This is a genomic window from Pseudogracilibacillus sp. SO10305, assembly GCF_037072005.1.
In the GTDB taxonomy this organism is placed as follows: Bacteria; Bacillota; Bacilli; order Bacillales; family Amphibacillaceae; genus Pseudogracilibacillus; species Pseudogracilibacillus intestinigallinarum.
Genome location: NZ_JAXHDE010000008.1, coordinates 77,972 through 103,341 on the forward strand (window position 1 = coordinate 77,972; position 25,370 = coordinate 103,341).

25 protein-coding genes are annotated in these 25,370 nt (G+C 36.5%); 24 read left to right on the forward strand and 1 reads right to left on the reverse strand.

The window, feature by feature from the left end:
• Window positions 1-46 precede the first annotated feature (46 nt).
• From SPD45_RS08175 to SPD45_RS08285, 23 genes are all read left to right on the forward strand, one after another.
• A complete protein-coding gene (locus tag SPD45_RS08175) occupies window positions 47-2,158 on the forward strand; it encodes a S8 family peptidase (RefSeq protein ID WP_336267255.1) in 2,112 nt (703 codons plus the stop codon).
• Between the two features lie 353 nt (window positions 2,159-2,511).
• Entirely contained in the window at window positions 2,512-2,874 is a 363-nt protein-coding gene (locus SPD45_RS08180; protein WP_336267256.1) for an ATP synthase subunit I, read from the forward strand.
• Window positions 2,875-2,895: 21 nt separating this feature from the next.
• Window positions 2,896-3,618 carry a F0F1 ATP synthase subunit A gene (gene atpB, locus SPD45_RS08185; protein ID WP_336267257.1) on the forward strand — a complete coding sequence of 241 codons (723 nt, stop codon included), beginning with the start codon at window positions 2,896-2,898 and terminating at the stop codon, window positions 3,616-3,618.
• A 73-nt stretch (window positions 3,619-3,691) separates the two neighbouring features.
• Window positions 3,692-3,904, forward strand: a complete 213-nt coding sequence (gene atpE / locus SPD45_RS08190) for a F0F1 ATP synthase subunit C (protein ID WP_336267258.1) — start codon at window positions 3,692-3,694, stop codon at window positions 3,902-3,904.
• Window positions 3,905-4,031: 127 nt separating this feature from the next.
• Window positions 4,032-4,496, forward strand: coding sequence for a F0F1 ATP synthase subunit B (gene atpF / locus SPD45_RS08195; protein ID WP_336267297.1), 465 nt, complete (start codon window positions 4,032-4,034; stop codon window positions 4,494-4,496).
• Complete coding sequence (locus SPD45_RS08200) at window positions 4,493-5,038, forward strand: F0F1 ATP synthase subunit delta (RefSeq protein WP_336267259.1); 546 nt, start codon at window positions 4,493-4,495, stop codon at window positions 5,036-5,038. Before atpF ends, SPD45_RS08200 begins: the two co-directional genes overlap by 4 nt.
• 18 nt (window positions 5,039-5,056) lie before the next feature.
• Window positions 5,057-6,568, forward strand: a complete 1,512-nt coding sequence (gene atpA / locus SPD45_RS08205; RefSeq protein ID WP_336267260.1) for a F0F1 ATP synthase subunit alpha — start codon at window positions 5,057-5,059, stop codon at window positions 6,566-6,568.
• A 98-nt stretch (window positions 6,569-6,666) separates the two neighbouring features.
• Window positions 6,667-7,524: an ATP synthase F1 subunit gamma gene (gene atpG, locus SPD45_RS08210; protein ID WP_336267261.1), complete on the forward strand. Its 858-nt coding sequence runs from the start codon at window positions 6,667-6,669 to the stop codon at window positions 7,522-7,524.
• Window positions 7,525-7,586: 62 nt separating this feature from the next.
• Window positions 7,587-8,996 carry a F0F1 ATP synthase subunit beta gene (atpD, locus tag SPD45_RS08215; RefSeq protein ID WP_336267262.1) on the forward strand — a complete coding sequence of 470 codons (1,410 nt, stop codon included), beginning with the start codon at window positions 7,587-7,589 and terminating at the stop codon, window positions 8,994-8,996.
• A 119-nt stretch (window positions 8,997-9,115) separates the two neighbouring features.
• Window positions 9,116-9,517, forward strand: a complete 402-nt coding sequence (locus tag SPD45_RS08220) for a F0F1 ATP synthase subunit epsilon (RefSeq protein ID WP_336267263.1) — start codon at window positions 9,116-9,118, stop codon at window positions 9,515-9,517.
• 142 nt (window positions 9,518-9,659) lie between these two features.
• Window positions 9,660-9,890 carry a DUF1146 family protein gene (locus SPD45_RS08225; RefSeq protein ID WP_336267264.1) on the forward strand — a complete coding sequence of 77 codons (231 nt, stop codon included), beginning with the start codon at window positions 9,660-9,662 and terminating at the stop codon, window positions 9,888-9,890.
• Between the two features lie 344 nt (window positions 9,891-10,234).
• Window positions 10,235-11,560 carry a UDP-N-acetylglucosamine 1-carboxyvinyltransferase gene (gene murA, locus SPD45_RS08230; protein ID WP_336267265.1) on the forward strand — a complete coding sequence of 442 codons (1,326 nt, stop codon included), beginning with the start codon at window positions 10,235-10,237 and terminating at the stop codon, window positions 11,558-11,560.
• A gap of 132 nt (window positions 11,561-11,692) precedes the next feature.
• Window positions 11,693-12,691, forward strand: a complete 999-nt coding sequence (gene spoIID / locus SPD45_RS08235; RefSeq protein WP_336267266.1) for a stage II sporulation protein D — start codon at window positions 11,693-11,695, stop codon at window positions 12,689-12,691.
• Window positions 12,692-12,808: 117 nt separating this feature from the next.
• Entirely contained in the window at window positions 12,809-13,660 is an 852-nt protein-coding gene (locus SPD45_RS08240; RefSeq protein ID WP_336267267.1) for a M23 family metallopeptidase, read from the forward strand.
• 1,262 nt (window positions 13,661-14,922) lie between these two features.
• Window positions 14,923-15,204: a sporulation transcriptional regulator SpoIIID gene (gene spoIIID / locus SPD45_RS08245; protein WP_336267268.1), complete on the forward strand. Its 282-nt coding sequence runs from the start codon at window positions 14,923-14,925 to the stop codon at window positions 15,202-15,204.
• Window positions 15,205-15,499: 295 nt separating this feature from the next.
• Entirely contained in the window at window positions 15,500-16,498 is a 999-nt protein-coding gene (locus SPD45_RS08250; protein WP_336267269.1) for a rod shape-determining protein, read from the forward strand.
• 38 nt (window positions 16,499-16,536) lie between these two features.
• A complete protein-coding gene (locus tag SPD45_RS08255) occupies window positions 16,537-17,352 on the forward strand; it encodes a flagellar hook-basal body protein (RefSeq protein WP_336267270.1) in 816 nt (271 codons plus the stop codon).
• An 11-nt stretch (window positions 17,353-17,363) separates the two neighbouring features.
• Window positions 17,364-18,185 (forward strand): flagellar hook-basal body protein, encoded by an 822-nt coding sequence (locus SPD45_RS08260; protein WP_336267271.1) that lies wholly within the window; start codon window positions 17,364-17,366, stop codon window positions 18,183-18,185.
• A gap of 46 nt (window positions 18,186-18,231) precedes the next feature.
• Window positions 18,232-18,483, forward strand: a complete 252-nt coding sequence (locus SPD45_RS08265) for a DNA-directed RNA polymerase subunit beta (protein WP_336267272.1) — start codon at window positions 18,232-18,234, stop codon at window positions 18,481-18,483.
• Window positions 18,484-18,503: 20 nt separating this feature from the next.
• Window positions 18,504-18,926 carry a 3-hydroxyacyl-ACP dehydratase FabZ gene (fabZ, locus tag SPD45_RS08270; protein ID WP_336267273.1) on the forward strand — a complete coding sequence of 141 codons (423 nt, stop codon included), beginning with the start codon at window positions 18,504-18,506 and terminating at the stop codon, window positions 18,924-18,926.
• Window positions 18,927-19,130: 204 nt separating this feature from the next.
• Window positions 19,131-19,577 carry a competence protein ComK gene (locus tag SPD45_RS08275; protein ID WP_336267274.1) on the forward strand — a complete coding sequence of 149 codons (447 nt, stop codon included), beginning with the start codon at window positions 19,131-19,133 and terminating at the stop codon, window positions 19,575-19,577.
• Window positions 19,578-19,702: 125 nt separating this feature from the next.
• Window positions 19,703-20,566, forward strand: a complete 864-nt coding sequence (locus SPD45_RS08280) for an efflux RND transporter periplasmic adaptor subunit (RefSeq protein WP_336267275.1) — start codon at window positions 19,703-19,705, stop codon at window positions 20,564-20,566.
• Window positions 20,563-23,625 carry an efflux RND transporter permease subunit gene (locus SPD45_RS08285; RefSeq protein ID WP_336267276.1) on the forward strand — a complete coding sequence of 1,021 codons (3,063 nt, stop codon included), beginning with the start codon at window positions 20,563-20,565 and terminating at the stop codon, window positions 23,623-23,625. Before SPD45_RS08280 ends, SPD45_RS08285 begins: the two co-directional genes overlap by 4 nt.
• Window positions 23,626-23,705: 80 nt before the next feature.
• Here SPD45_RS08285 and SPD45_RS08290 read toward each other — a convergent pair whose 3' ends face one another.
• Window positions 23,706-23,972: a hypothetical protein gene (locus SPD45_RS08290; RefSeq protein WP_336267277.1), complete on the reverse strand. Its 267-nt coding sequence runs from the start codon at window positions 23,970-23,972 to the stop codon at window positions 23,706-23,708.
• A 175-nt stretch (window positions 23,973-24,147) separates the two neighbouring features.
• Here SPD45_RS08290 and SPD45_RS08295 point away from each other — a divergent pair, with 175 nt between their 5' ends.
• Window positions 24,148-25,254 (forward strand): glycosyltransferase family 4 protein, encoded by a 1,107-nt coding sequence (locus tag SPD45_RS08295; protein WP_336267278.1) that lies wholly within the window; start codon window positions 24,148-24,150, stop codon window positions 25,252-25,254.
• Window positions 25,255-25,370 lie beyond the last annotated feature (116 nt).

Here is a 25,370-nt window from a genome sequence, read left to right on the forward strand (position 1 = left end):
CCTCCATTTTCTTGGTAAACATAATAAAAGAAATGGAGGTTTTTTCATGCGAAAATTAATTGTAGTTCTTATCATTACGCTTTGCATTTCATTTGGAGATAATTTAGAAACAACAGCAGCAGAAGAAAAAACAGTTTACATAATGGAAGTTACAACATCACCGAAAAAAGCAGCACATTATATAAAACGACATCACCCTAGAATGGAAGTAATTGAAACATTTGATATTTTATTGCAAGCTGTAGCAGTAAAAGGTACGAAGGAAGAGTTAGAAAAGCTCCAACAAGAACCTTTCATCCAAGCTACTCATCAGAACCAACAATATAAAGCGTTATATGAAGCTGTACCTAATAAAGAGGTATTTCAAAATGCATATAATCCAGCACAATTTAATGAGACGAAATATACAGGTAAAGGGATAAAAATTGGCATTATCGATACGGGAATAGATTTGGAGCACGAAGCATTGAAAGATAATTTTCAAGGTGGATCAGATGTCGTCGAATATAACGATGAACCGGCAGAAACAGAAGAAGGATTCGGCCAAACGATACATGGGACACATGTTGCAGGCATTGTAGGGGCGAATGGGGAAATAAAAGGAGTAGCACCTGAAAGTGATATTTACGCGTATCGTGCATTAGGACCAAATGGCTTTGGTACTTCTGTCCAAGTAATTGCAGCGATGGAAAAAGCGTTGGAAGATGGAGTAGATATATTAAATTTATCACTCGGAAATACAATCAATGTACCCGATTTCCCGACGAGTAAGGCAGTAAACAAAGCGACAGAGCATGGGGTAATGGTTGTGGTTGCTAATGGAAATGATGGGCCAAATGATTGGACGATCGGCGCTCCTGCTACAGCGCCAACAGCAATCTCTGTCGGAGCGTATAAACACCCAATGACAGAAGTAAGCCTTTGGAATGAACGGACGAAGGAAAAAACAGCCATTTTTCCGATGACAGGCTTAGAATTTTGGCAAAAAGAAACGACTCATTACATATCCGAAACATTAAACTACACAGATCTCCTGTTGATTAATGAAACGAACAAAACTGAATTAGAAGATATGGAAACATCCAATAAAATGCCAAGAGGAATAATTATCGAAGCACAGTTATATGAAGAATCATTTTTTGCAAATTACGACATTCCAATTGCGATTGTCGAAAATGCTGACAAATTACGACAAAAAGAGCGAATGTTTTTACACGTGAAAACAGAAACAGCAAAAGAAGATGTTGCCCCCTTTAGTTCTCGTGGTCCCGTAGCGATGAATTGGCAAATGAAACCAGATCTACTTGCTCCAGGAGTACAAATATTGAGTACTATTCCAGGCGGATATGAGATGTTAAATGGTACGAGTATGGCAGCACCACATATTGCAGGAGCGTTGGCAATATTAAAAGAAGCACAACCGACTTGGACGAACGAACAAATTATTGGCGCATTAAAAACGACTGCTAGAAAATTAGCAGATAAACGACCGATCGAGCAAGGGGCAGGCCTCGTTCAAATAGATGAAGCGATTCATACGAGTATTATTATTCACAATCCATTGTTATCTTTTGGGAAAATCCATCGCTTCATGGATGAGCGTATAATAGAATTGGAAATCGAAAACATTGGAGATGAAGCAGAAACGTTCCGATTTCATATGCCAAAGAAAGAAAAAGGAGTGACATGGCATCTACCGATGAATTTTACGGTTGGACCGAATGAGAAAAAGACGATCCCTATTCAGCTAAAAATGAATCGAACACAAATAAGAGATGGCATATATGAAGGGTATATAACATTGCAGAATAACAATGATACATTTGAATTACCTTATATGTATATGTTAAATGAAACGCAACAGAAAAAAATTGATGGATTTCAAATAAAAGAACAACCGTCCACTTCAGAAGAAGATACATATGAATTTGAATTTTACGCAACAGAAACATTAGAAAAAGTAGACATATTTCTCTTTGATACGGAAAATTATATACTTGAAGAAAAAATAGCTAACTTTGATCAATTACAAATCGGAAAAAGGGAAGGGACATTTCAGTTACAAAACGGTGAAATAATTTTAACAAATCGCTTTGTATTTGTTTTTGTGATACAACTGCAAGATGGTGAAGTTGTTTACGAAACCGTTGATATATAAGGGATAATCAGCCACTCCAAAATTTAGGAATGGCTGATTATATAGATTGCAAAAATTATCGAATAAAATGTGAAAAACGTTCATAATTTTGTCACTTATTCATGAAAAATAGTAACGGTCGGGCAAAAAAGAACTAGAAATCGAAAATCTTTTACAATATACTAGAAAGAGTGTCCAGAATGAATTGACAACTGGATAGCGCTATTGTAAAATGCTTCGTGTAGCATTCATTAAGGTATAATAAAATTTCTATGTTCTTTTCTAATGATTTGTGAAAGTATATACATAACAATTTATTTTACCTTCTATTTTTATGCGTAATTTAGCGTTTTGAAGAAGAGAGAGTAGACAATATGCCAGAAGAATATCGTATCGTAGCAAGAAGGCAACGAAAATGGATGTATTTATTTTTTTGTATCATTATTATAATGACACTTTTTTTACCTTATGAATACTTTCTGAATGGTTTGCTTCTAGGTGCTGTAATTAGTTTCTACAATCTGTGGCTTTTACAACGCAGGACCGATCTTTTGGGTGAATCAGCCGAAAAGTATGGGAAAAGAAAAGGAATAGGAACAATATCGAGATTGGCATCTGCCGCGCTCGGAACATTGCTTGCTATTCGATTCGACGTGAGCATCGTCGGTTTTGTAATTGGATTAATGATAGCATATCCTATCATTATAATAGATTTTTTATTGTTCAACAGGAAATGAAAATGAAAGAGGGGTGAGACGATGGATAATAAGGCACCAGTCGTTTACGAGCTTTTTGGTATTCCGTGGCTATCAGTAAACTTAGCTAACGTATTAATGATTTTCATTACTTGTGTTATTGTGTTTGTTTTATGTGTTGTTGGAGCTAGAAAGCTTCAAATGAAACCGACAGGCGCACAAAATGTAATGGAATGGCTTTTAGAGTTCGTAAGAGGTATAGTTTCCGATACGATGGATTGGAAAACAGGGAAACAATTTTTCCCACTAGCAATTACACTCTTCACATTCATTTTAATTGCAAACGTGTTAGGGGTAATTACAACAGTTAAAATTGACGGCGTAACATGGTGGACATCACCAACAGCCGACCCAGGAGTAGCATTAACATTATCAGCAATGGTAATTATTTTATCACACTACTATGGGATCAAGTTACGTGGTTCAGGACATTATGTGAAAAGTTATTTCACACCAGTTTGGTTTTTATTCCCAATCAAACTAATCGAAGAGTTTGCTAACACATTAACATTAGGTCTGCGTTTATTTGGTAACATGTTCGCAGGTGGAGTGTTACTTACATTACTTGTTGGATTAACAAGTGGAAGTATTATTGGATTTATTGGAGGAGCAATTCCTTACTTAGCTTGGGCAGGATTCAGTATCTTTATTGGAGGAATCCAAGCATTTATTTTCACGATGTTATCAATGGTATACATTGGACATAAAGTGAGTGAAGAACATTAATTAACCAGCTTTATACCATATAAACTGGAAATTATAAAAAAACATTATATATATCTTGAGGAGGATTATTATTATGGGAGCTTTAGCAGCAGCAATTGCAGTAGGTTTAGGAGCATTAGGAGCAGGTATTGGTAACGGGATGATCGTTAGTAAAACAGTTGAAGGTGTTGCACGTCAACCAGAATTAAGAGGTCAGTTACAAACAATCATGTTCATCGGTATCGGTTTAGTTGAGGCACTTCCTATCATTGGGGTAGTTATTGCATTAATGGTTATGGGTTCATAATTTAATAGTTAGAATAATATTAGGCGAAGCGATTTGCTCATAAATACTTCGCCGTCGTTTATGTTTAAATAACGATTTTTACCTGAAAGGAGTGGACCGTGTGCTAGGAGGATTCCATTTAGTAGATATGATTGTCATGCTTATTTTCTTCCTTATCCTTATGTTCTTAGTAAGCAAATTTGCTTGGGGACCAGTTATGGATATGATGAAAAAGCGTGAAGACTATGTAGCGAATGAAATCGAGACAGCAGAAAAAAGCCGTGCTGAGGCAGAAAAGGCAAACAAAGAAGCTGTTGAACGTTTAAATACAACTAAGCAAGAAGCACAGCAAATTATTGAAGATGCAAGAAATGCAGGATTAAAGCAAGAACAAGACATTATCGAATCTGCGAAGCAAGAAGCTGAACGCATTAAAGTTCAAGCTCAACAAGAGATTGAGAATGAAAAAGAAAAGGCGTTACAAGCACTTCAGGACAAAGTAGCTTCATTATCCGTTTTAATTGCTAGCAAGGTAATTGAAAAGGAAATTAGCGCACAAGATCAAGATGAATTGATCAGTGAATACATTAAAGAAGTAGGAGAAGAGCGATGAGTGAGGCAGTAGTTGCAAAACGTTATGCAGATGCTCTTTTTCAACTTGCAAGCGAAAAAAATAATGTCGAAAACATTCAAAATGCATTATCAACTGTAAAAGATGTCATTCAAAATAATAAAGAAGTGGTTGATTTCTTAAATCATCCAAGAATTAAACAAGCAGACAAGATGAATATCATCGAGGAAGCTTTTGGGAAATTCGATAAAGATGTCGTAAACTTAATCAAACTATTAGTTGAACGCCATCGTATTTCTTTAGTTCCAGCGGTAATTGACCATTTTGCTCATTTCTATAATGAAGAAAACGGTATCGCGGATGCAACTGTTTATTCTGTAAGAGCATTAACAGATGCAGAAAAAGAACATTTAGAATCATCATTTACAACAAAGTTAAATAAAAAATCTGTTTCAATTAATAATGTAGTTGATCCATCTTTAATCGGTGGAATGAAAATACGAGTAGGAAACACAATTTATGACGGGTCGATTAGTAATAAACTAAATCGTCTGAAACAAAATATCGTTTCCGCTAGTAAATAGAGATAGGGGTGACAAGGTATGAGTATTACAGCTGAAGAAATCAGTACGCTGATTAAGCAGCAAATTGAAAACTTTGACTCTGAAATTGAAATTTCTGACGTTGGTACTGTTATTGAAGTAGGGGACGGTATCGCACGTGCTCACGGACTTGACAATGTTATGGCTGGAGAGTTAGTTGAGTTTTCGAACGGTGTAGTTGGTATGGCACAGAACTTAGAGGAAAGTAACGTAGGTATCGTTATTTTAGGGCCATACACAGAAATTAAAGAAGGCGACGAAGTTCGTCGTACTGGAAGAATTATGCAAGTACCTGTTGGAGAGGAATTAATTGGACGCGTTGTGAACCCATTAGGACAACCTATCGATGGAAATGGTCCGATCGAAACTGGTAAAACACGCCCAATCGAATCTGAAGCACCAGGAGTAATGGCACGTAAATCAGTTCATGAGCCATTACAAACAGGTATTAAAGCGATCGACGCACTTGTACCAATTGGACGAGGACAGCGTGAGCTTATCATTGGTGACCGTCAAACAGGTAAAACAACTGTAGCGGTTGATACAATTTTAAATCAAGCAGATCAAGATATGATTTGTATTTACGTAGCAATCGGACAAAAAGATTCTACAGTTCGTGGAACAGTAGAAACATTCCGTCGTTACGGGGCATTAGATTATACAATCGTTGTTTCAGCTGGAGCATCTGATCCGGCACCATTATTATACTTAGCACCATATGCTGGGGTAGCAATGGGTGAAGAATTCATGTACAACGGTAAACACGTATTAGTAGTATATGATGACTTATCAAAACAAGCAGTAGCTTACCGTGAGTTATCACTATTATTACGTCGTCCACCAGGTCGTGAAGCATTCCCAGGGGATGTATTCTATTTACACTCACGTTTATTAGAACGTGCAGCAAAATTAAATGACGAATTAGGTGGCGGTTCATTAACTGCATTACCATTCGTTGAAACACAAGCAGGAGATATTTCTGCATATATTCCAACAAACGTTATCTCTATCACGGATGGACAGATTTTCTTACAATCTGATTTATTCCACTCAGGAGTACGTCCAGCGATTAACGCAGGACTTTCTGTTTCACGTGTAGGTGGAGATGCTCAAATTAAAGCGATGAAGAAAGTTGCAGGTACATTACGTCTAGACCTTGCAGCATTCCGTGAATTAGAAGCATTTGCTCAATTTGGTTCGGACCTTGATGCGGCAACGGCTGCTAAATTAGAACGAGGAAAACGTACAGTTGAAGTTCTAAAACAAGGTTTACACAAACCATTAGTTGTTGAAAAACAAGTAATGATTTTATATGCATTAACTAAAGGATTTTTAGATGATGTTGCAGTTGAAGATATCGTACGCTTTGAAGATGAATTCCACGTTTGGATGGATTCAAATGCTAAAGATGTTCTAGATTCAATTCGTGAATCAGGACAACTTGCAGATGCAGATGCGATGAACAATGCAATCGAATCATTCAAGAAAACTTTCTTACCGACACAAAAGTAATGAGTATCTGACGTTATCGTACATTGGATAACGTCAGCAATAAATGGAAATATAAACTATACAAATAACACTTCTGTTTTAGAAGGGTGGTGAAAAGCTTGGCATCACTTAAAGATATCCAAGATAGAATTAATTCTACGAAGAAAACTCAACAAATTACAAGAGCAATGCAGATGGTTTCTGCTTCTAAATTAGCTCGTGCAGAGGAAAACGCTAAACGTTATGCTTCTTATAGCGAGAAAATTCAAGAAGTAATTGCAAACATTGCTAGTAACAATTCTGACGTCTCTCACCCAATGTTAGAGCGTCGTGAAGTAAAACGTACGGGTTATATTCTTGTTACTGCTGATAGTGGATTAGCTGGTGCGTATAACAGTAATGTTATTCGTAAATTGTATACGACAATCGCAGAACGTCATAAGTCACAAGATGAATTTACAATCATCGGTATTGGACGTATGGGAGTAGACTACTGTCGTAAAAATGATTACGAACTTGCTGACACTGTTATTGGATTAGCAGACCAACCACAATATGCAGAAATTAAAGGAATTGCTTCTCGTGCAGTTCAATTGTTCGCAGATGAAAAGATTGACGAATTAAAAATCATTTACAATCATTTTGTAAGTGCAATTTCACAAGAAGTACAAATGGATACACTGATTCCTGTTACGAATATTGATGCGGCTGAATCTTCTAGTACGTATGAATATGAGCCAAATGAAGAATCTATTCTAGAGGTTCTTTTACCACAATATGCAGAGAGCTTAGTGTACGGTGCATTATTAGATGCAAAAGCTAGTGAGCACGCAGCGAGAATGACGGCAATGAGTGCTGCAACAGATAATGCGGACGATTTAATCGGTGATCTAACATTATCATATAACCGTGCGCGCCAAGCTGCTATTACTCAAGAAATCAGTGAAATCGTTGGTGGAGCAGCTGCACTAGAATAAACATTTATGATCGGCATTCATGATACAAAATGAGATGGAAATGATGTTAGGAGGGAAATCGATTGAGCAAAGGTTATGTAACTCAAGTTATGGGACCAGTTGTAGACGTTAAGTTTGAAGACGGACAACTTCCTGAAATTTATGAGGCATTATACGTAAACATGACTTCTAATGAAGGTGAAAACAAAACATTAGCTTTAGAAGTTGCTTTACATTTAGGTGATAACTCTGTACGTACAATTGCAATGGCTGGTACAGACGGAGTTCAACGTGGAATGGAAGTAGAAAGTACAGGTAACCCTATTTCAGTTCCAGTTGGTGATAATACATTAGGACGTATTTTCAACGTTCTTGGAGAAACGATCGATTTAGGTGAAGAAATTGGAGAGGACGCACAAAGAGATCCAATCCACCGTGAAGCACCTAATTATGATGATTTAACAACTGATACAGAAATTTTAGAAACAGGAATTAAAGTTGTAGACTTATTAGCACCGTACATCAAAGGTGGTAAAATCGGTTTATTTGGTGGTGCGGGAGTAGGTAAAACAGTTTTAATCCAGGAACTTATTAACAACATCGCTCAAGAGCACGGTGGTATTTCGGTATTCGCTGGTGTTGGAGAGCGTACACGTGAAGGAAATGACCTTTACTTTGAAATGAAGGATTCTGGTGTAATTGAAAAGACTGCAATGGTATTCGGTCAAATGAACGAACCACCTGGAGCACGTATGCGTGTAGCTCTAACTGGTCTTACAATGGCAGAACACTTCCGTGATGAACAAGGACAAGACGTTCTATTATTCATCGATAACATTTTCCGCTTTACACAAGCAGGTTCTGAGGTTTCGGCTTTACTTGGTCGTATGCCTTCAGCGGTTGGTTACCAACCAACACTTGCAACGGAAATGGGTCAGTTACAAGAACGTATTACGTCAACTAACAAAGGATCTGTTACATCAATCCAAGCGATTTATGTACCTGCGGATGACTATACGGACCCGGCTCCAGCAACAACATTCGCACACTTAGATGCGACAACAAACTTAGACCGTGGACTTTCAGAGCAAGGTATTTACCCAGCGGTAGATCCACTTGCATCTACTTCACGTGCACTTGACCCTGAAATTGTTGGGGAAGAACACTATGCAGTAGCGACAGAAGTTCAACGTACATTACAACGCTACCGTGAATTACAAGATATTATTGCAATTCTAGGTATGGATGAGTTAAGTGATGAAGATAAATTAACGGTTGCACGTGCACGCCGTATTCAGTTCTTCCTATCACAAAACTTCCACGTAGCTGAACAGTTTACTGGTCAACCTGGATCATATGTACCGGTGAATGAAACAGTTTCAGGATTCAAGGAAATCCTTGAAGGTAAATATGACGATCTTCCAGAAGATGCGTTCCGTTTAGTTGGACGTATTGAGGAAGTTGTTGAAAAAGCTAAAACAATGGCTCAGTAATAATATAAAGATAAGATGATAGGTCGCAGTTTGCGATATAAAAAGCAAGCTGCGCTATCAATCTATACGTATCAATATGGCTCTGTATGGAGCTATTTGATTTTAGGAGGTGTTTCGATATGAACACATTAACAGTAAGTGTTGTAACTCCTGATGGACAAGTACTAGAAAATGATTACCAAATGCTAAGTTGTAAAGCTGAAGGTGGGGAGTTAGGTATTTTACCTGGTCACATTCCTTTAGTTGCACCGTTAACGATTAATGCTGTAAGATTGAAGCGTGAAGATAATGGTGAAGATTTAGTAGCAGTAAATGGTGGATTTTTAGAAGTACGTCCCGATAAAGTAACAATTTTAGCTCAATCTGCAGAAGTTGCTAATGATATTGATGTAGAACGCGCAGAACGAGCAAAAGAGAGAGCTGCACAATTACTTGAGTCGAATAATCCAGAAGTTGATGTTGAACGTGCGAAACTTGCATTAAGCAGAGCGATGAATCGACTAAGTGTAGCACAACGCTAAACATAAAACCTCATACATTGTATTGAGGTTTTTTATTTTTTTCTTCTCATAAGTTATAATCTTCATAAGACAAAATATTCTACTTTTTTACAATTTCCCGGGAAATAATTCATAATTTTTCTGAAAGACGTGGGTGATAAGTATGATGCAAATAGGGTACTTTTCGATTATAAGTATGATTTCACATATTGTTTTTATTGCCATCACTTGGCGTGCAATGCAAGGAATTAATTTTGAACCACTCGTACGAAAAAATTATATTGTCGAAGCAAGGATTCTACTCATCTTTATTGCGATTGCAATTGGAGCCACTGTCAGTAATTTTGTGTTAGACATTTTACAATGGTCACAAAACCTCTTATATTTATTTTAAATTCATAATTCGTTTAGGTTGATTGCATAATATTAACAACTTTGTTACGTCTAGTAAATTCACAAACTTCTAGTGTACAATGTTATGTAATAGTGCTATAATGAATAATGGATTTTCTTGAAAACTAATAGATAGATATGTATGAAGTTATGATGGAAAAAGTTTTAAAGCATAAATTTTACTATATAATTGCTTTAAATATATAAAAAAATACATATACAAAAATAGTAACTGAAAAAGCAAATGGTTGAGATGGATTGAAAATAAATATAACGTTCGTGATGAACAACTATGTACGTAATGGCATAAAATACGTATGAACAGATATTGAAGGAGAATGACAGATGGACAAAATCGTTGTAAAAGGTGGAAATAAGTTACAAGGTAATGTTAGGGTTGAAGGGGCAAAAAACGCTGTTTTACCCGTTATTACTTCGACAATTTTAGCGAGCGAAGGAACATGTATTTTACATGATGTACCAACATTAGATGATGTGTATACAATTAATGAAGTATTACGAAATATTAATGCAGATGTGACATTTAAAAATAATACAGTAACAATTGATGCTTCAAAAGAGCTTGAAACAGAAGCGCCATTTGAATATGTACGTAAAATGCGTGCATCAGTTTTAGTGTTAGGGCCTTTATTGGCACGTTTCGGTCATGCAAAAGTAGCATTACCTGGAGGATGTGCAATCGGTTCGCGACCAATTGATTTACATTTAAAGGGCTTTGAAGCCATGGGTGCAAACGTTAATGTAGGTAACGGGTTTGTAGAAGTTAGTGTAGACGGACGTTTACATGGAGCAACAATCTATTTAGATATGCCGAGTGTTGGTGCGACAGAGAATATCGTGATGGCAGCAGCATTAGCAGATGGAAAAACAGTTATTGAAAATGCGGCAAAAGAACCTGAAATTATTGACTTAGCAAATTATTTAAATAAAATGGGTGCAAAAATTATCGGAGCGGGTACAGAAACGATCCGTATTACTGGTGTGGAAAAATTACGTGGTGCTGAACATACTATTATCCCTGACCGTGTGGAAGCTGGTACATTTATGGTAGCAGCAGCTGTAACAGAAGGAAATGTATTAATCGAAAATGTTTTATCAGAACATTTACGTCCGGTTATTGCTAAACTACGTGAGATGGGTGTAGAAATTACGGAAGAAGATGAAGGTTTACGTGTTATCGGACCGAAAGAATTAAAGGCAACAGATATTAAAACATTGCCACATCCTGGATTCCCAACAGATATGCAATCTCAAATGATGGTTGCTATGCTTGGAGCAGAAGGTACGAGTGTTTTAACGGAAACAGTTTTCGAAAATCGTTTTATGCATGTTGAAGAATTTAGACGTATGAATGCTAAAATGAAGATTGAAGGGCGTAGTGTCATTGTTGAAGGGTTACATACACTTCAAGGGGCACAAGTTCAATCAACAGACTTACGTGCTGCAGCAGCATTAATTTTGGCTGGATTATGTGCAGAAGGAATTACAGAAGTGACACAATTACATCATTTAGACCGTGGTTATGTTGATTTCGCTGGAAAATTACAAAAGCTTGGTGCAGATGTTAAACGTGTTACAGAAAAAGAGTCAACTGATCAAGTTGCGGAAGTTGATTTTACCGCGGAAAATAAAGCAATCGAATTACCATAAATTTGTTAAACAGATAAATACTCATATTTTGAGTGTTTATCTGTTTTTTTATGGAAAAAATACACTCCTCGTTGTAAATTTTGTTCTTAAATATGATCACGTACATACATATATACATAGAGGAGGGAATCTATGAAGCAAACAAAATGGAAAAAATATATCGTTTATATCGCTTTTAGTTTATTTATTATCGTTTTTATTCCGACTATTGTAGTCAATTTTTCAAAAGAAAATGGAGTGCACAAAGAAAGTAATATAACAGAGGAAACAGAAAACACAGAAGAAGGCGAACCCTCATTTTTCGTCCAAGTAGAACGAGAGGCTACAGGAGAAATAGAAACAGTCCCGATTGAAGAATATGTTATATCTGTCGTTGCCGCAGAAATGCCAGCCGATTTTAATTTAGAAGCATTAAAGGCACAGGCTGTCGCAGCACGGACGTATGTAGTACAACAAATGATCCAACAAGGAGAAGACACAGTGATGACAGATACGACCGCGCATCAAGTGTATAAAAATAGAGAGGAATTGAAAGAACATTTTGGTGGGAGTTATGAAGAAAAAATGAAAAAAATCGAGCAAGCTGCGATAGCGACAGCGGGCGAAGTAATTACATATAATAATGAACCGATCACTCCAACATTTTTTTCGATGAGTAATGGGTACACAGAAGCTGCTAAAAATTATTGGGGGAATGATTTACCATATTTACAAGTGGTTGAAAGTAAATGGGAGGAAAGCTTGCCAAACTTCACGGAACAAAAAGTATTTACATTAGAAGAGATGAATAATGCATTGCAATTAAATCATAATGGCGGGGAAGTTCCAATTTATGTAAAAAGGACAGAGAGTAATCGGGTAGAAACATTAAAAATTGGGGAAGTTGCTTTTTCAGGGAAAGAAATACGAGAAAAATTGCAATTACGTTCAAATGACTTTTCTGTAAAACAAAAAGGTGATCATTTTATCTTTACGACAAAAGGATTCGGACACGGTGTTGGAATGAGCCAATATGGAGCCAATTTTATGGCGGAGGAAGGGAAAAATTATCAAGATATTTTGGCATACTATTATAAAGATGTTCATATTGAAGCGCTACAAGATACCGCTCCATCTTTAGTATCTAATTAATTTTTTTCGTTATTGCATCACATTTTATAAGTAAATAGAGTAGGACGAGCATTTTTTTGGAAAATGTAGGTATATATATTTCTTTTGTTGTTCACAATGGGACTGAGGTGATGAACAATGAAAGGAAAATTTTTAAATGGATTCAAATTTCGCTGGAATCGTTACAAGAAAAAGAAAGGATTTTTCCCCGCGCTATACATTGGTTTGGCTGCAATCATATTAACTGTTGTATTCTTTTCTCAAAAAGAGGAAAGTTCAACCGTGGATGAAGATTTTGCAAAGGATGAAATCTTCAGTAATGACAATGAGCGGTTTGATAATGAAGAAGCAAAGGAAGTATTGCAAGAGGAAGAAATGATTCAGCTGCCAATGGATCCACGAGTCAAAGGGAAAACAGTGACAAAATTTTTCGACGCGAATGGTGCAGAAGATGAACTTGAACAGTCGGTTACATTTTATAATAATCGCTATTACGAAAGTAAAGGTGTTCATCTGAAAGCAGAAGATGATACAGCGTTTGATGTTGTTGCAGCTATTTCAGGGAAGGTAAAGGAAATTAAGGAAGATCCATTATTAGGAAACATCGTCATTTTGGAGCATGATAATGGGATTGAGACTTATTATGCAAGTTTAGCTGAAACATCTGTCGAAGAAAATGCTGAAGTGAAACAAGGGGAAAAATTAGGTGAAGCTGGGAAGAATGTATTTCACGCGGATAGTGGTATTCATGTCCACTTTGAAATTCATAAAGATGGCATCGAAGTGAATCCAGAATCGTTTTTTGATGAACCATTTCAAAATTTAGTGGAACTATCGTTAGAGTCGCTTGATGAGGAAAAAGAAGTCGAGGGAAATGATGAGATGGAATCAGAAATAGATGAAGAGGAAGAAGAAGACTCCCTTATGGAAAATGAAGAAGAAAATGAGGGATCATTGGAAAACAACGACGATTTAATCTCCCTAGCATAAAATGATAAAGGCGATGCTGATGCATCGTCTTTTTTTGCGTTTGCGTTTGCGTTTGTGTTTGTTGCATCTGTTTCCGCGATCATCGCATCCGAATTTCATTTGTTGCATCTGTTATCGCGATCATCGCATCCGAATTTCGTTTATTGCATCTGTTTCCGCAATCATCGCATCCGAAAATCGTTTGTTGCATCTGTTTTTGCGATCATCGCATCTGAATTTCATTTATTGCATCCACTCCCGCGTTCATCGCATCTGAATTTCATTTATTGCATCCACTTCCGCGATCATCGCATCCGAATTTCATTCATTGCATCTGTTTCCGCAATCATCGCATCCGAATTTCGTTTATTGCATCTGTTTCTGCGATCATCGCATCCGAATTTCGTTTATTGCATCTGTTTTCGCGTTCATCGCATCCGAATTTCGTTTATTGCATCTGTTTCCGCGATCATCGCATCCGAATTTCATTCATTGCATCTGTTTTCGCGATCATCGCATCTGAATTTCATTTATTGCATCCACTCCCGCGTTCATCGCATCCGAATTTCGTTTATTGCATCTGTTTCCGCGTTCATCGCATCCGAAAATCGTTTGTTGCATCTGTTTTTGCGATCATCGCATCTGAATTTCATTTATTGCATCCACTCCCGCGTTCATCGCATCTGAATTTCATTTATTGCATCCACTTCCGCGATCATCGCATCCGAATTTCATTTATTGCATCTGTTTCTGCGATCATCGCATCTGAATTTCGTTTATTGCATCTGTTTTCGCGATCATTGCATCTGATTTTCATTTATTGCATCCACTTCCGCGATCATTGCATCTGATTTTCATTTATTGCATCTGTTTTCGTGATCATCGCATCCGAATTTCATTCATTGCATCTGTTTCCGCGTTCATCGCATCTGATTTTCGTTTATTGCACCTGTTTCCGCGATCATCGCATCTGATTTTCATTTATTGCATCCACTTCCGCGATCACCGCATCCGAATTTCGTTTATTGCATCCACTTCCGCGTTCATCGCATCCGAATTTTGTTTGTTGCACCTACCCCTCCCTAAAACCTGTCCGTAAAAACTTTATATTTTTAGCATATTGAAAACGTTTCATTAATAAACATATATAAAGACGAAATGAAATATCTGGGGTGCGTGAAAAGTGCATGAAACGTTTATGGAACAAGCAGTAGCGAAAGCATGTAAACACCGCATCAAGTCTCATCTAACACCTCGGAAATGAGCATAGGGAGGCGAACGGTGTGCATGATTACATCAAAGAAAGGACTATCCGAATCGGGAGGTATATTATCGAGACAAAAAAGACGGTTCGAGTGATAGCGAGAGAGTTTGGTGTTTCAAAGAGCACGGTTCATAAAGATTTAACGGAACGATTACCAAAAATTAATGCCACATTAGCAAAAGAGGTAAAAGAAATATTGCAATATCATAAGTCTATTCGTCATATTAGAGGGGGAGAAGCAACAAAAGAAAAGTACTTAAAAGAAAGAAAACAAAATACACATGATGATTCATATTTGTAATATTTCGTTCGAAAAGGAGTTCAGACTGCCTCGTTTGAGTTCCTTCTTTTTTATTGTGAAAATTGAGTGAAATTTTATACGAAAATACACTATGAAAACCTATTGAAAGTACTGATATGAAGCGATTCCTTATATGTAAAAAATTCCCACTACAACATTTCTAAAATAAATCAATAAAATTGTACTATTTTAGAAGTATATTGTAGGAAACTGTGGTAAAATGTAATGTTAGAAGAATACAAATATACAGGCTATGAAATTTATATATAATCTGTGTTAGGAGGACAAAAATTTCATGTTTTCAAGAGATATTGGAATTGACTTAGGTACAGCTAACGTGCTAATTCACGTAAAGGGAAAAGGAATCGTATTAAATGAGCCAGCAGTAGTTGCGATGGACCGTACACAAGGGAAAGTTTTAGCAGTTGGGGAAGAGGCTTATATGATGGTAGGTAGAACACCAGGGAATATTGAAGCAATTCGCCCATTAAAAGACGGTGTTATCGCTGACTTTGATATAACAGAAGCAATGTTAAAACACTTTATAAACAAAATTAATGTAAAAGGATTTTTATCAAAGCCGAGAATGCTTATTTGCTGTCCTACAAACATTACAAAGGTAGAACAAAAAGCAATTAAAGAAGCGGCAGAAAAATCTGGTGGTCGTCGTGTGTATTTAGAAGAAGAACCAAAAGTGGCGGCGATTGGTGCAGGGATGGAAATTTTCCAACCGAGCGGTAATATGGTAATTGATATCGGTGGAGGAACGACAGACGTGGCAGTATTATCTATGGGAGATATCGTAACAGCAGAGTCTATTAAAGTTGCTGGTGATACGTTTAACCAAGATATTTTACAGTATATTAAACATAAATATAAATTATTAATCGGGGAGAGAACTGCCGAAGAAATTAAAATTAATATCGGGACAGTTTTCAAAGATGGTCGTACAGAAACGATGGATATCCGTGGGCGCGACATGGTAAGTGGGTTACCACGTACTATTACAGTTAGCTCGAATGAAGTGGAAGAGGCATTAAGAGAGCCTGTTGCATTAATCGTGCAAGCTGCAAAATCTGTACTTGAAAGAACACCACCTGAGTTATCAGCAGACATTATCGACCGCGGTATTATTTTAACTGGTGGTGGAGCGATGATTCACGGTATTGATCAGTTATTAGCAGAGGAATTAAAAGTTCCAGTATTAGTAGCAGAAGAACCGATGAACTGTGTTGCTAAAGGTACTGGTTTAATGTTACAGAACATTGATAAAGTAGATAAGAAAATCGGCTAGTAAAGTTGAAGTAATTTTCGGAAAGGGCGTGCACGATTATGTTACGTGGGTATTATACTGCTGCTAGTGGTATGATGGCGCAACAACGAAATCAAGAAATGATCTCGAATAACTTAGCAAACGCTAGAACGCCTGGTTATAAAGCAGATAAAGCAGCTTTACGTGCGTTTCCAGAAATGTTAATCCATCAAATGAAATCAAAAAATATCCCAACGGAAAACGGTTTGACATTACGTTCGAATGAGCCAATCGGGTCACTTACAACGGGTGTATATGCGCAAGAGTCGATTCCACATTTTGAACAGGGACCAATTCGTGAAACAGGAATGCCGACTGATTTTGCATTAGTAGATCGTTATTTCCCGGATGAAGCGGGAGGAGCTTTTTTCACGGTGGAAGCAACAGATGGAGATGTGCGTTACACAAGAAATGGCCATTTTACAGTAGATGGTCAAGGGTATTTAACGAATAATGATGGTTTGTATGTATTAGATAATAACGGAAATCGCATTATGACAAATGACGGAGATTTTCATGTCACACCGGAAGGGTCCATTGTAACGAATGATGGCGCCACAACAATCGGTATTGCATATATCGATAATGTGCAAAATCTTGTAAAAGAAGGACATGATTTACACCGTTTAGAAAATGGTAATGCGGTGAATATAAATAATACAGAGGCAGAAGTGAACGTATTACAACATACATTAGAAAGTTCAAATGTGGATGTTAGCCAATCGATGACAGAAATGATTGCAGCATATCGTGTATTTGAACAAAACCAACGTGTCTTAAAAGCGTATGATGAGAGTATGGGAAAAGCAGTGAACGATATTGCTAGATTAGGATAGGGGGACGAAAGATGTCACTTCGAGTGATGGGACAGGCGGCAGTAACGATGAATCAATTGCAGCAACAATTAGATGTGATTGGTCATAATATTGCTAATGCGAGTACAACCGGATATAAACAAAGAACATCTGAGTTCTCAGATCTTTTATTCCAGCAAATTCATAATATGACACAACCTGGTAATGAAGTAGGTAGAAGTACAAATGATGGAATTAGAATAGGAACAGGTGCTAAACTAGGGGCAGTAAATAATGATTTTTCTATAGGCTCTTTACAAAATACAGATCGTCCATTAGATATTGCACTTACTCAGCCAACACATTTTATGCAAGTAATAACAAATGTCAATGGTAGAGAAGAAATACATTATACGAGAGACGGATCTCTATATGTAAGCAGTGAAGGAAATGATTTAGTTTTAGTATCCAAGGATGGTCATCCAATCAATGGAGAAAATGGACCAATTCGTTTTTCTAATAACATTGATTCTATCCGTATTGGGACAGATGGACGTGTATACGTAACTGAAAATGGTGCAGAACAATATGCAGGAACGATTCAAGTTCGTCATATAACAAAACCTAGATTGTTAGAGGCAACAGAAGATAATATATTCCAGTTGCGTGTACAAAACACAGGTTTTAATGAAGCGGAAATTGCCCAATTAGTAGATGAAAATAACATCATGGAATCTGGTAAGCTAGAAATGGCTAACGTAGATATAGGTCTTCAAATGGTTGAGTTAATGAATGCTCAGCGTGCTTACCAAGTAAATGCTCGTTCGATTACGATGGCAGATCAAATGCAAGGTCTTGTAAATCAACTAAGATAGTGATAATATGCGAAGGAACGAGATTAGAAGTTAAGGTGAAATTAATATGACAGCAAATTCTTTAAAAGAACAACCGGAAGAACAAAAAGAAAAGGAAACGAAACCGACGAAAAAAAAGAAACAGCGTATCCGCAAATTTCCAATTTGGTTACGTCTCATTGTCGTGTTTATATTGATTGCCATTTCTTTAGCGCTCGGTTTAATTGTTGGCTATAGCATTATGGGAGACGGCAATGCGATGGACGTTTTTCAAAAATCGACTTGGCAACATATTATTGATATAGTCAGTAAAGAATAAGTAAAAGTAGGAGTGGTCATATGTTAGATGTGCAACAAATTAAAGAAATTATTCCACACCGTTATCCTTTTTTATTAGTAGATAAAGTGCTTGAAATCGAAGAAGCGAAGCGTGTCGTTGGTTTGAAAAATGTAACGGTAAATGAACCGTTTTTCCAAGGACATTTTCCAGAATATCCTGTTATGCCAGGTGTATTAATTTTAGAAGCGTTAGCTCAAGTCGGAGCGATTGCGGTTTTAAACGTGGAAGATAATAAAGGAAAAATTGGCTTCTTAGCTGGCATAGACAAATGTCGTTTCAAACGCCAAGTAAAACCTGGAGATCAATTGCGTTTAGAAGTTGAAATTACACGCATGAAAGGTGCAATTGGAAAAGGAAAAGGTATTGCAACCGTAGATGGCGAAGTAGCTTGTGAAGCGGAAATTATGTTTGCGATTCAATAACAAGAGAAGGTATCCACTTTGGATATCTTCTTTTTTTATGCCCTAAAATAATCTGAATAGAAGGGAATAGACAAAAATTTCTATAATTATAGTTTAAATTACCTAAAATCTATAGCGCTTTCACTAGTTAAATAGTATTATAAATGTATACCTCTAATTGTAAATGTTTCCTACACTATGATACGAAGGGAAGGAGTACATAAATTGTTTTCTATTAGTAACAAAACGAAAGTAATAGAGCGAATTAAAGAAGGACAGTTTCGTTCAAAGATTATTGATAGTGATCAAGTTTATTATTCCATACATAGTCTTGAGGCGTTGTTGAACAATGCTTGTTTAAAACAAGGAACCTCTCTCGAAGGACGAAGCGATTTTACGAAAGAAATACTAAAATCGAACAATAAAATACCAATTCCAATTGACCCTGATCATTGTGTTTTTATGTTTCCGACTAGATCGGTGAAAAGTCCACAACTATCATATGTTTCGTATTATCATGTAGCTGATTTTGAACCGTATGATAAAAACGTGAAAGTTATATTTAAAGATGATACAACTTATATCGCACCAATGACGATGAAGCAATTCGATTTACAATTAAAGCGTACGAGTCAATTGATTGCGTATTTTTATTACAAAGTAATTATTTGATGCACATCTTTACGCATGTTAGTTAATATTAAATAAGAAGTTTGAACATTACATTTAATTACTTTTCTAACATAATATTAAAGTGTATGATAAACAAAGAAGTGATATTAATTGGAGGTTGCTACATGCGTAAAGTTTTATTATGGATGACTTTATTAATATTATTGATGATTATAGCTGCCTGTGGACAAAATAATGATGCAGACGAAGAAGAGACTACTGTCACGTCTGTTGAAGTAGAACAAATAAAAAAAGACAACTTACAAGTGACGAAAACAATTTACGGTATGATAATGCCGCAAAGTCAAATGCCTGTTACGATCGAACAACCTGGAGAGGTGTCTGAACTTCACGTACAAAACGGTGAACATGTCTCAAAAGACGATACGATTGCAAAAGTGAAGACACCAATGGGAGAGATGTCAGTAACGGCCCCTCGTGCAGGGAAAATAGCTAAGTTAAGTGCACAAGAAGGCGATTTTCAGACGAATGAAGAACCATTAATGGTTGTAGCGGATGTAGATAAAGTAAAAATGATTGTTGCAGTATCCGAATCAGACCGTTCTTTATTTAAAGATGATAAAGAAGTTACGATTCATATAGATGAAGATACGTATAAAGGAAAAGTTTTGCCAGTGGACCCATTACCAAATGAAGGTGGACAATTTACAATTGAAATCGAGATTGACAATAAAGATGAAAAAATTTCACCAGGTACTACCGGAAAAATTGCAATGAAAGAAACTAAAGTGAAAAAAGGACTGCTCGTACCGACAGAGGCAGTTTTACAAGAAGCAGATGAAAACTTCGTTTATATCGTTCAAGACGGCAAAGCGAAAAAGATAATGGTCGAAGTCATAGAAACACAGACAGAATATACTGCGATTAAAGGTGATGTAAACACAAAAGATGAAGTGATTGTGAATGGGCATTTTACCTTAACAGATGGCAGTGAGGTTGAAGTAATAAAGGACGGGAATGACAAATGAAACTAGTTTCTTTATCTGTTAAAAGACCTGTCGGTGTTATAATGATTGTCCTTGCGATTATTGCATTAGGATTTGTATCTGTTAAAAATTTAGCGGTGGATTTATTTCCAAAAATTGATTTACCAATTGCAGTTATTGCCACTACTTATGACGATGCCGCGCCAGAAGAAGTAGAAAATTTAATCTCTAAACCAATTGAAGAGTCGATTAGTTCGTTAGAAGGGATTGAAGAAATTCAGTCTCAATCACAATCAGACGCATCTGTCATCGTAATGATGTTTAAAAATGGAACGGATTTGGACCAAGCATTATTAGATGTGCGCGAACGAGTGGATCGTGTGAAAAGCATGTTACCAGATCGAGCGGGTGATCCGAATATTATGCGGTTTAACCCAGATCAATTACCTGTTATTTGGGTAAGTATTACCGGAAAAGATGCAGAAGTATTAACTGAACTTGCAGAAAATGAAGTATCCCCATTTTTTGAAAGACAAGAGGGAGTAGCATCTGTATCGGTAGAAGGAGCCAAAACCCGGGAAATCCAAGTCATTTTAAACGAAGCAAAAATGACTCAATATCAAGTAAGTCCACAAGAAGTGATGCAAGCTTTAAGTGAGACGAATCAATCTTCCTCGGTTGGAACGATTGAAAAAGGGGACCAAGATTTAAAAGTAAGAATTACAGGTGAATTTACTTCCATTGAAGATATAGAACAAACGATTATTCAAACGCAAGCAGATACATCTGTAAAAGTATCTGAAGTTGCTACGATAAAAGATACATTTGAAAAAGAAGATAGTGTCACCATGATAAATGGAGAACCGTCTGTCGTTTTATCGATTTTAAAAAAGACGGATGCAAATACAGTGGAAGTTGCACAAAATATAAAAAATGGCTTAGAAGAAATCGAAGCAGAACTTCCGGAAGGTGCCAATTTAAATGTTGTAATTGACACATCTGATTTCATTGAGGAAGCGGTCAGTTCTGTTATCCAAAACATTTTAATTGGTGGAGCAATTTCGATTTTTATTTTATTACTCTTTTTAAAAAGTATTCGCGCGACGATTGTGATCGGCTTATCTATCCCAATTGCGATTATATCCACATTCGCTTTAATGTATTTCACAGGGGAAACGTTGAACATTCTTACACTTGGAGGACTTGCGCTCGGAATTGGAATGATGGTCGATAGTTCTATCGTTATATTAGAAAATATATACACGTACCGTCAACGTGGCGAAAATTTAATAGATGCAGCTATTAAAGGGGCGGCTGAATTAACACCAGCAGTTATAGCTTCGACAACGACGACATTAGTTGTTTTCTTGCCGATTGTCTATGTAGAAGGAATTGCATCCGATATTTTCACACCGCTCGCCTTAACCGTATCATTTTCATTATTAGCATCGTTAATCGTTGCTATTACACTTGTACCAATGCTTTCTTCCAAGTTACTGTCCAAAGCGATGGAAGACGGAAGACGTTATTGGTTTGATAACTTGTTAGAAAAAGTGAACAACGGTTATACACGTGCATTAAAAAAGGTATTGAAATTTAGAAAGTCATCAATCATCGTGACAATTGTTCTTATTGCTGCGAGTATTGGGCTCATCCCATTTATCGGTGCAGAATTTATACCTGCGGGTGACCAAGGGCAATTAGATATAACTGTTGAGACAAGACCTGGAAGTAGTTTAGAAGCGACAGAAAAAGTAATCGATCATGTTAATGAAAAGTTAAACGAATATGAAGACATTATTGATGTTAGTTATGTGTCGGCTGGTGGTGGAGATTTTGCTTCTAGTTCATCAAGTGAGAATGAAGCAAGCTTTACGATGCAACTCGTACCACCGAAAGAACGCGACATAACGACCGAAAAATTCGTACAACAATTAGAGAAAGACTTACAAGATATTCCTGGTGCTGAAATTACAGTAAGTGAGATGGGTGCCGGAATTGGAATGGGTGCACCTATTGAAATTCAATTAAATGGACCAGAACATGAAGTATTACGTGAATTAGCAGATGATGTCGTAGAAGGGATTCAATCGATTGAAGGCGTGCATAATCCAGAATCAGAAGCGAATTTAGGGGTCCCACAACTACAATTAGAAGTAGATGATGATAAAGCAGCATTATACGGATTATCTGTAGAAGATATTCAATCGCAAATCGAAATGCGTTTTATCGGGCAAGTAGTAACAGTATACCGGGATGATGGTCGTGAAATAAATGTTTCTTTAACTTATCCCGAAGATTCTCGACAAACAATCAATGATTTAGAAGATATGAAAGTGATCGGGAATGAAGGAGCGCAAATACCGTTAACATCATTAGCAAACTTTGAAGAAACCCAAGGTCCTGTAACATTAATAAGACAAAATCAAGAAGCGCAAATGAATGTTACAACAGAAATTATGGATCGTGATTTAAGCAGTGTAGTGAAAGATATTGAAACTTATTTAGATGGGTTATCTCTATCAGAAGGATATAGCTATTCGATTGGTGGAGAAGCGGAAGATATGGCAGATTCTTTTGCCGATTTAACTTTAGCATTAATTTTCTCTATCTTTTTAGTGTATGCAGTGATGGCAGTTCAGTTTGAAAATTTCTTATTCCCGTTTATTATTATGTTTTCGATGCCTGCAACCGTCATTGGTGTCGTAGGAGGATTGCTCATAAGTGGATTGTCATTTAGTATACCGGCATTTATCGGGTTAATTATGCTTGCCGGAATCGTCGTGAACAACTCCATCGTCCTTGTAGATTATATTAATATTTTACGAAGACGCGGTATGGATCGATATGAAGCTATTATAGAAGCGGGTAGAAGTAGATTGCGGCCTATTCTAATGACGACTTTAACAACTGTATTAGCAATGATACCGTTAGGGCTCGCATTAGGAGAAGGGGCAGAAATGCAACAACCATTAGCTATTACTATTATATTTGGATTATCGATTTCAAGTATTTTTACATTATTGCTCATTCCAGTCGTATATACGTATTTTGATGATTTAACGAAAAAAATTATGCGACGTGATAGCAATATAAAATGATTATTAGAGAAGGTTTGGACGATAAGTAAGTTTAGCTGAGCAAGAAAGAAGTCCAAACCTTCTTTTTATGTGTGCAACTTTTATAAATCAAGTGTACGTATATAGCTAAACCATTTTTGTACAATTTCTTCTTTAAAAATTGCATCTTCATCAAACATTATTTCGAGTGTTTTGCCGTCTATGGAATAAGCTAGAATATGAGGGTCATGATCGATAAGTTGTTGAATAACAGGAAGTTTTTGTTCTAATAAATGCCATTGATGAATTTGGATGATTAAATGTCCAGGGGTATACTGAAGGACTTGAACACGATATTTAGCGGCAAGTGCAAGCAATGTTAATTTCATTGTCGAAAAAATAGTAGGCCACCTCCTATGGAAGTTATCTACATATACATATGATGATTATCTCAGTTATGTTACAAATAAGAGAAGATGCAACTTATATTTGCAACTAGTGTAAGAAATTAGCTATAATTTAACCTAGACGTAAAATTAAAAGCATATATTAGAGGGATTACCGATGATTAATTTTGTTGATTTAGCGATAGCTTCATTTATCGCACTTATATCTACATTTTTTTTAACTTTTGCTGTAAAAAAGTTAGCATTTAAATTTAATATAGTTGATTTTCCAAACCGAAGGAAAATCCATGTTCATCCGACCCCACGTATTGGAGGTTTAGCAATTTTTCTCGGTGCCGCCCTCGGTTTATTATATTTACAACCTGAACATATTCATTTACAAGCCATCTTTATGGGGGCAATTGTTATTGTTGTTACAGGAATTATTGATGATAAATATAGTGTCCGTCCAATCATTAAATTAACAGGTCAATTAACTGCAACGACTTTTCTCCTGTCATCTGGTTTAGTTATTGAAAAAATCACCTTACCATTTATTGGGATGATTGAATTAGGGCCATTTAGTGTGTTGATTACCATATTATGGGTTGTAGGGATAACTAATGCGATTAACCTAATTGACGGCCTTGACGGGCTTGCAACTGGTGTTTCCACGATAGGACTTGTAAGTATTTTAATCATGGCAATCGTTGATTTACAAATTTTTGCTGCATATCTTTGTGTTGTTTTAATTGGAGCAAATCTTGGTTTTTTATATCACAATTTTTACCCGGCAAAAATTTATATGGGAGACACTGGATCGAACTTTCTTGGCTATATGATTGCAGTTATTTCTATGTTAGGTTTATTTAAAAATGTTGCCTTATTTAGTTTTATCATTCCAATTATTGTAATTGCAGTGCCGATTTTGGATACAGCATTTTCTATCATTCGTCGTGCATTAAATAAACAACATATTATGCAAGCAGATAATAAACATATTCATTATCAGTTACTTCGTGCTGGATTTTCCCACCGACAAGCGGTACTTATTATGTATGGGTTCAGTTTAGTTTTCGGAGTGTTAGCAATCGTATTCCAACAAGCACCACTTCAAATTTCTTTAATTGTTGCCATCATCGTCTTTATTCTCGTTCATTTATTAGCAGAAATTGCTGGAATAGTGATGGGTGGCAAAAGACCTGTCGTGGACAAGTTATTGAAAATGGCAGGGAAGGATGAAGAAAAAAGTAAATTGAAGCAAGACGACAATAGTGAAAATTGATTGACCGAATTGAATGGGATAAGCCTGTTCGATTCGGTTTTTTACTATGCAAACATTATTTGTATTAAATTTACATTAAATTTTAAAAGATGTACTAGTTTTGCATTAAATATTCC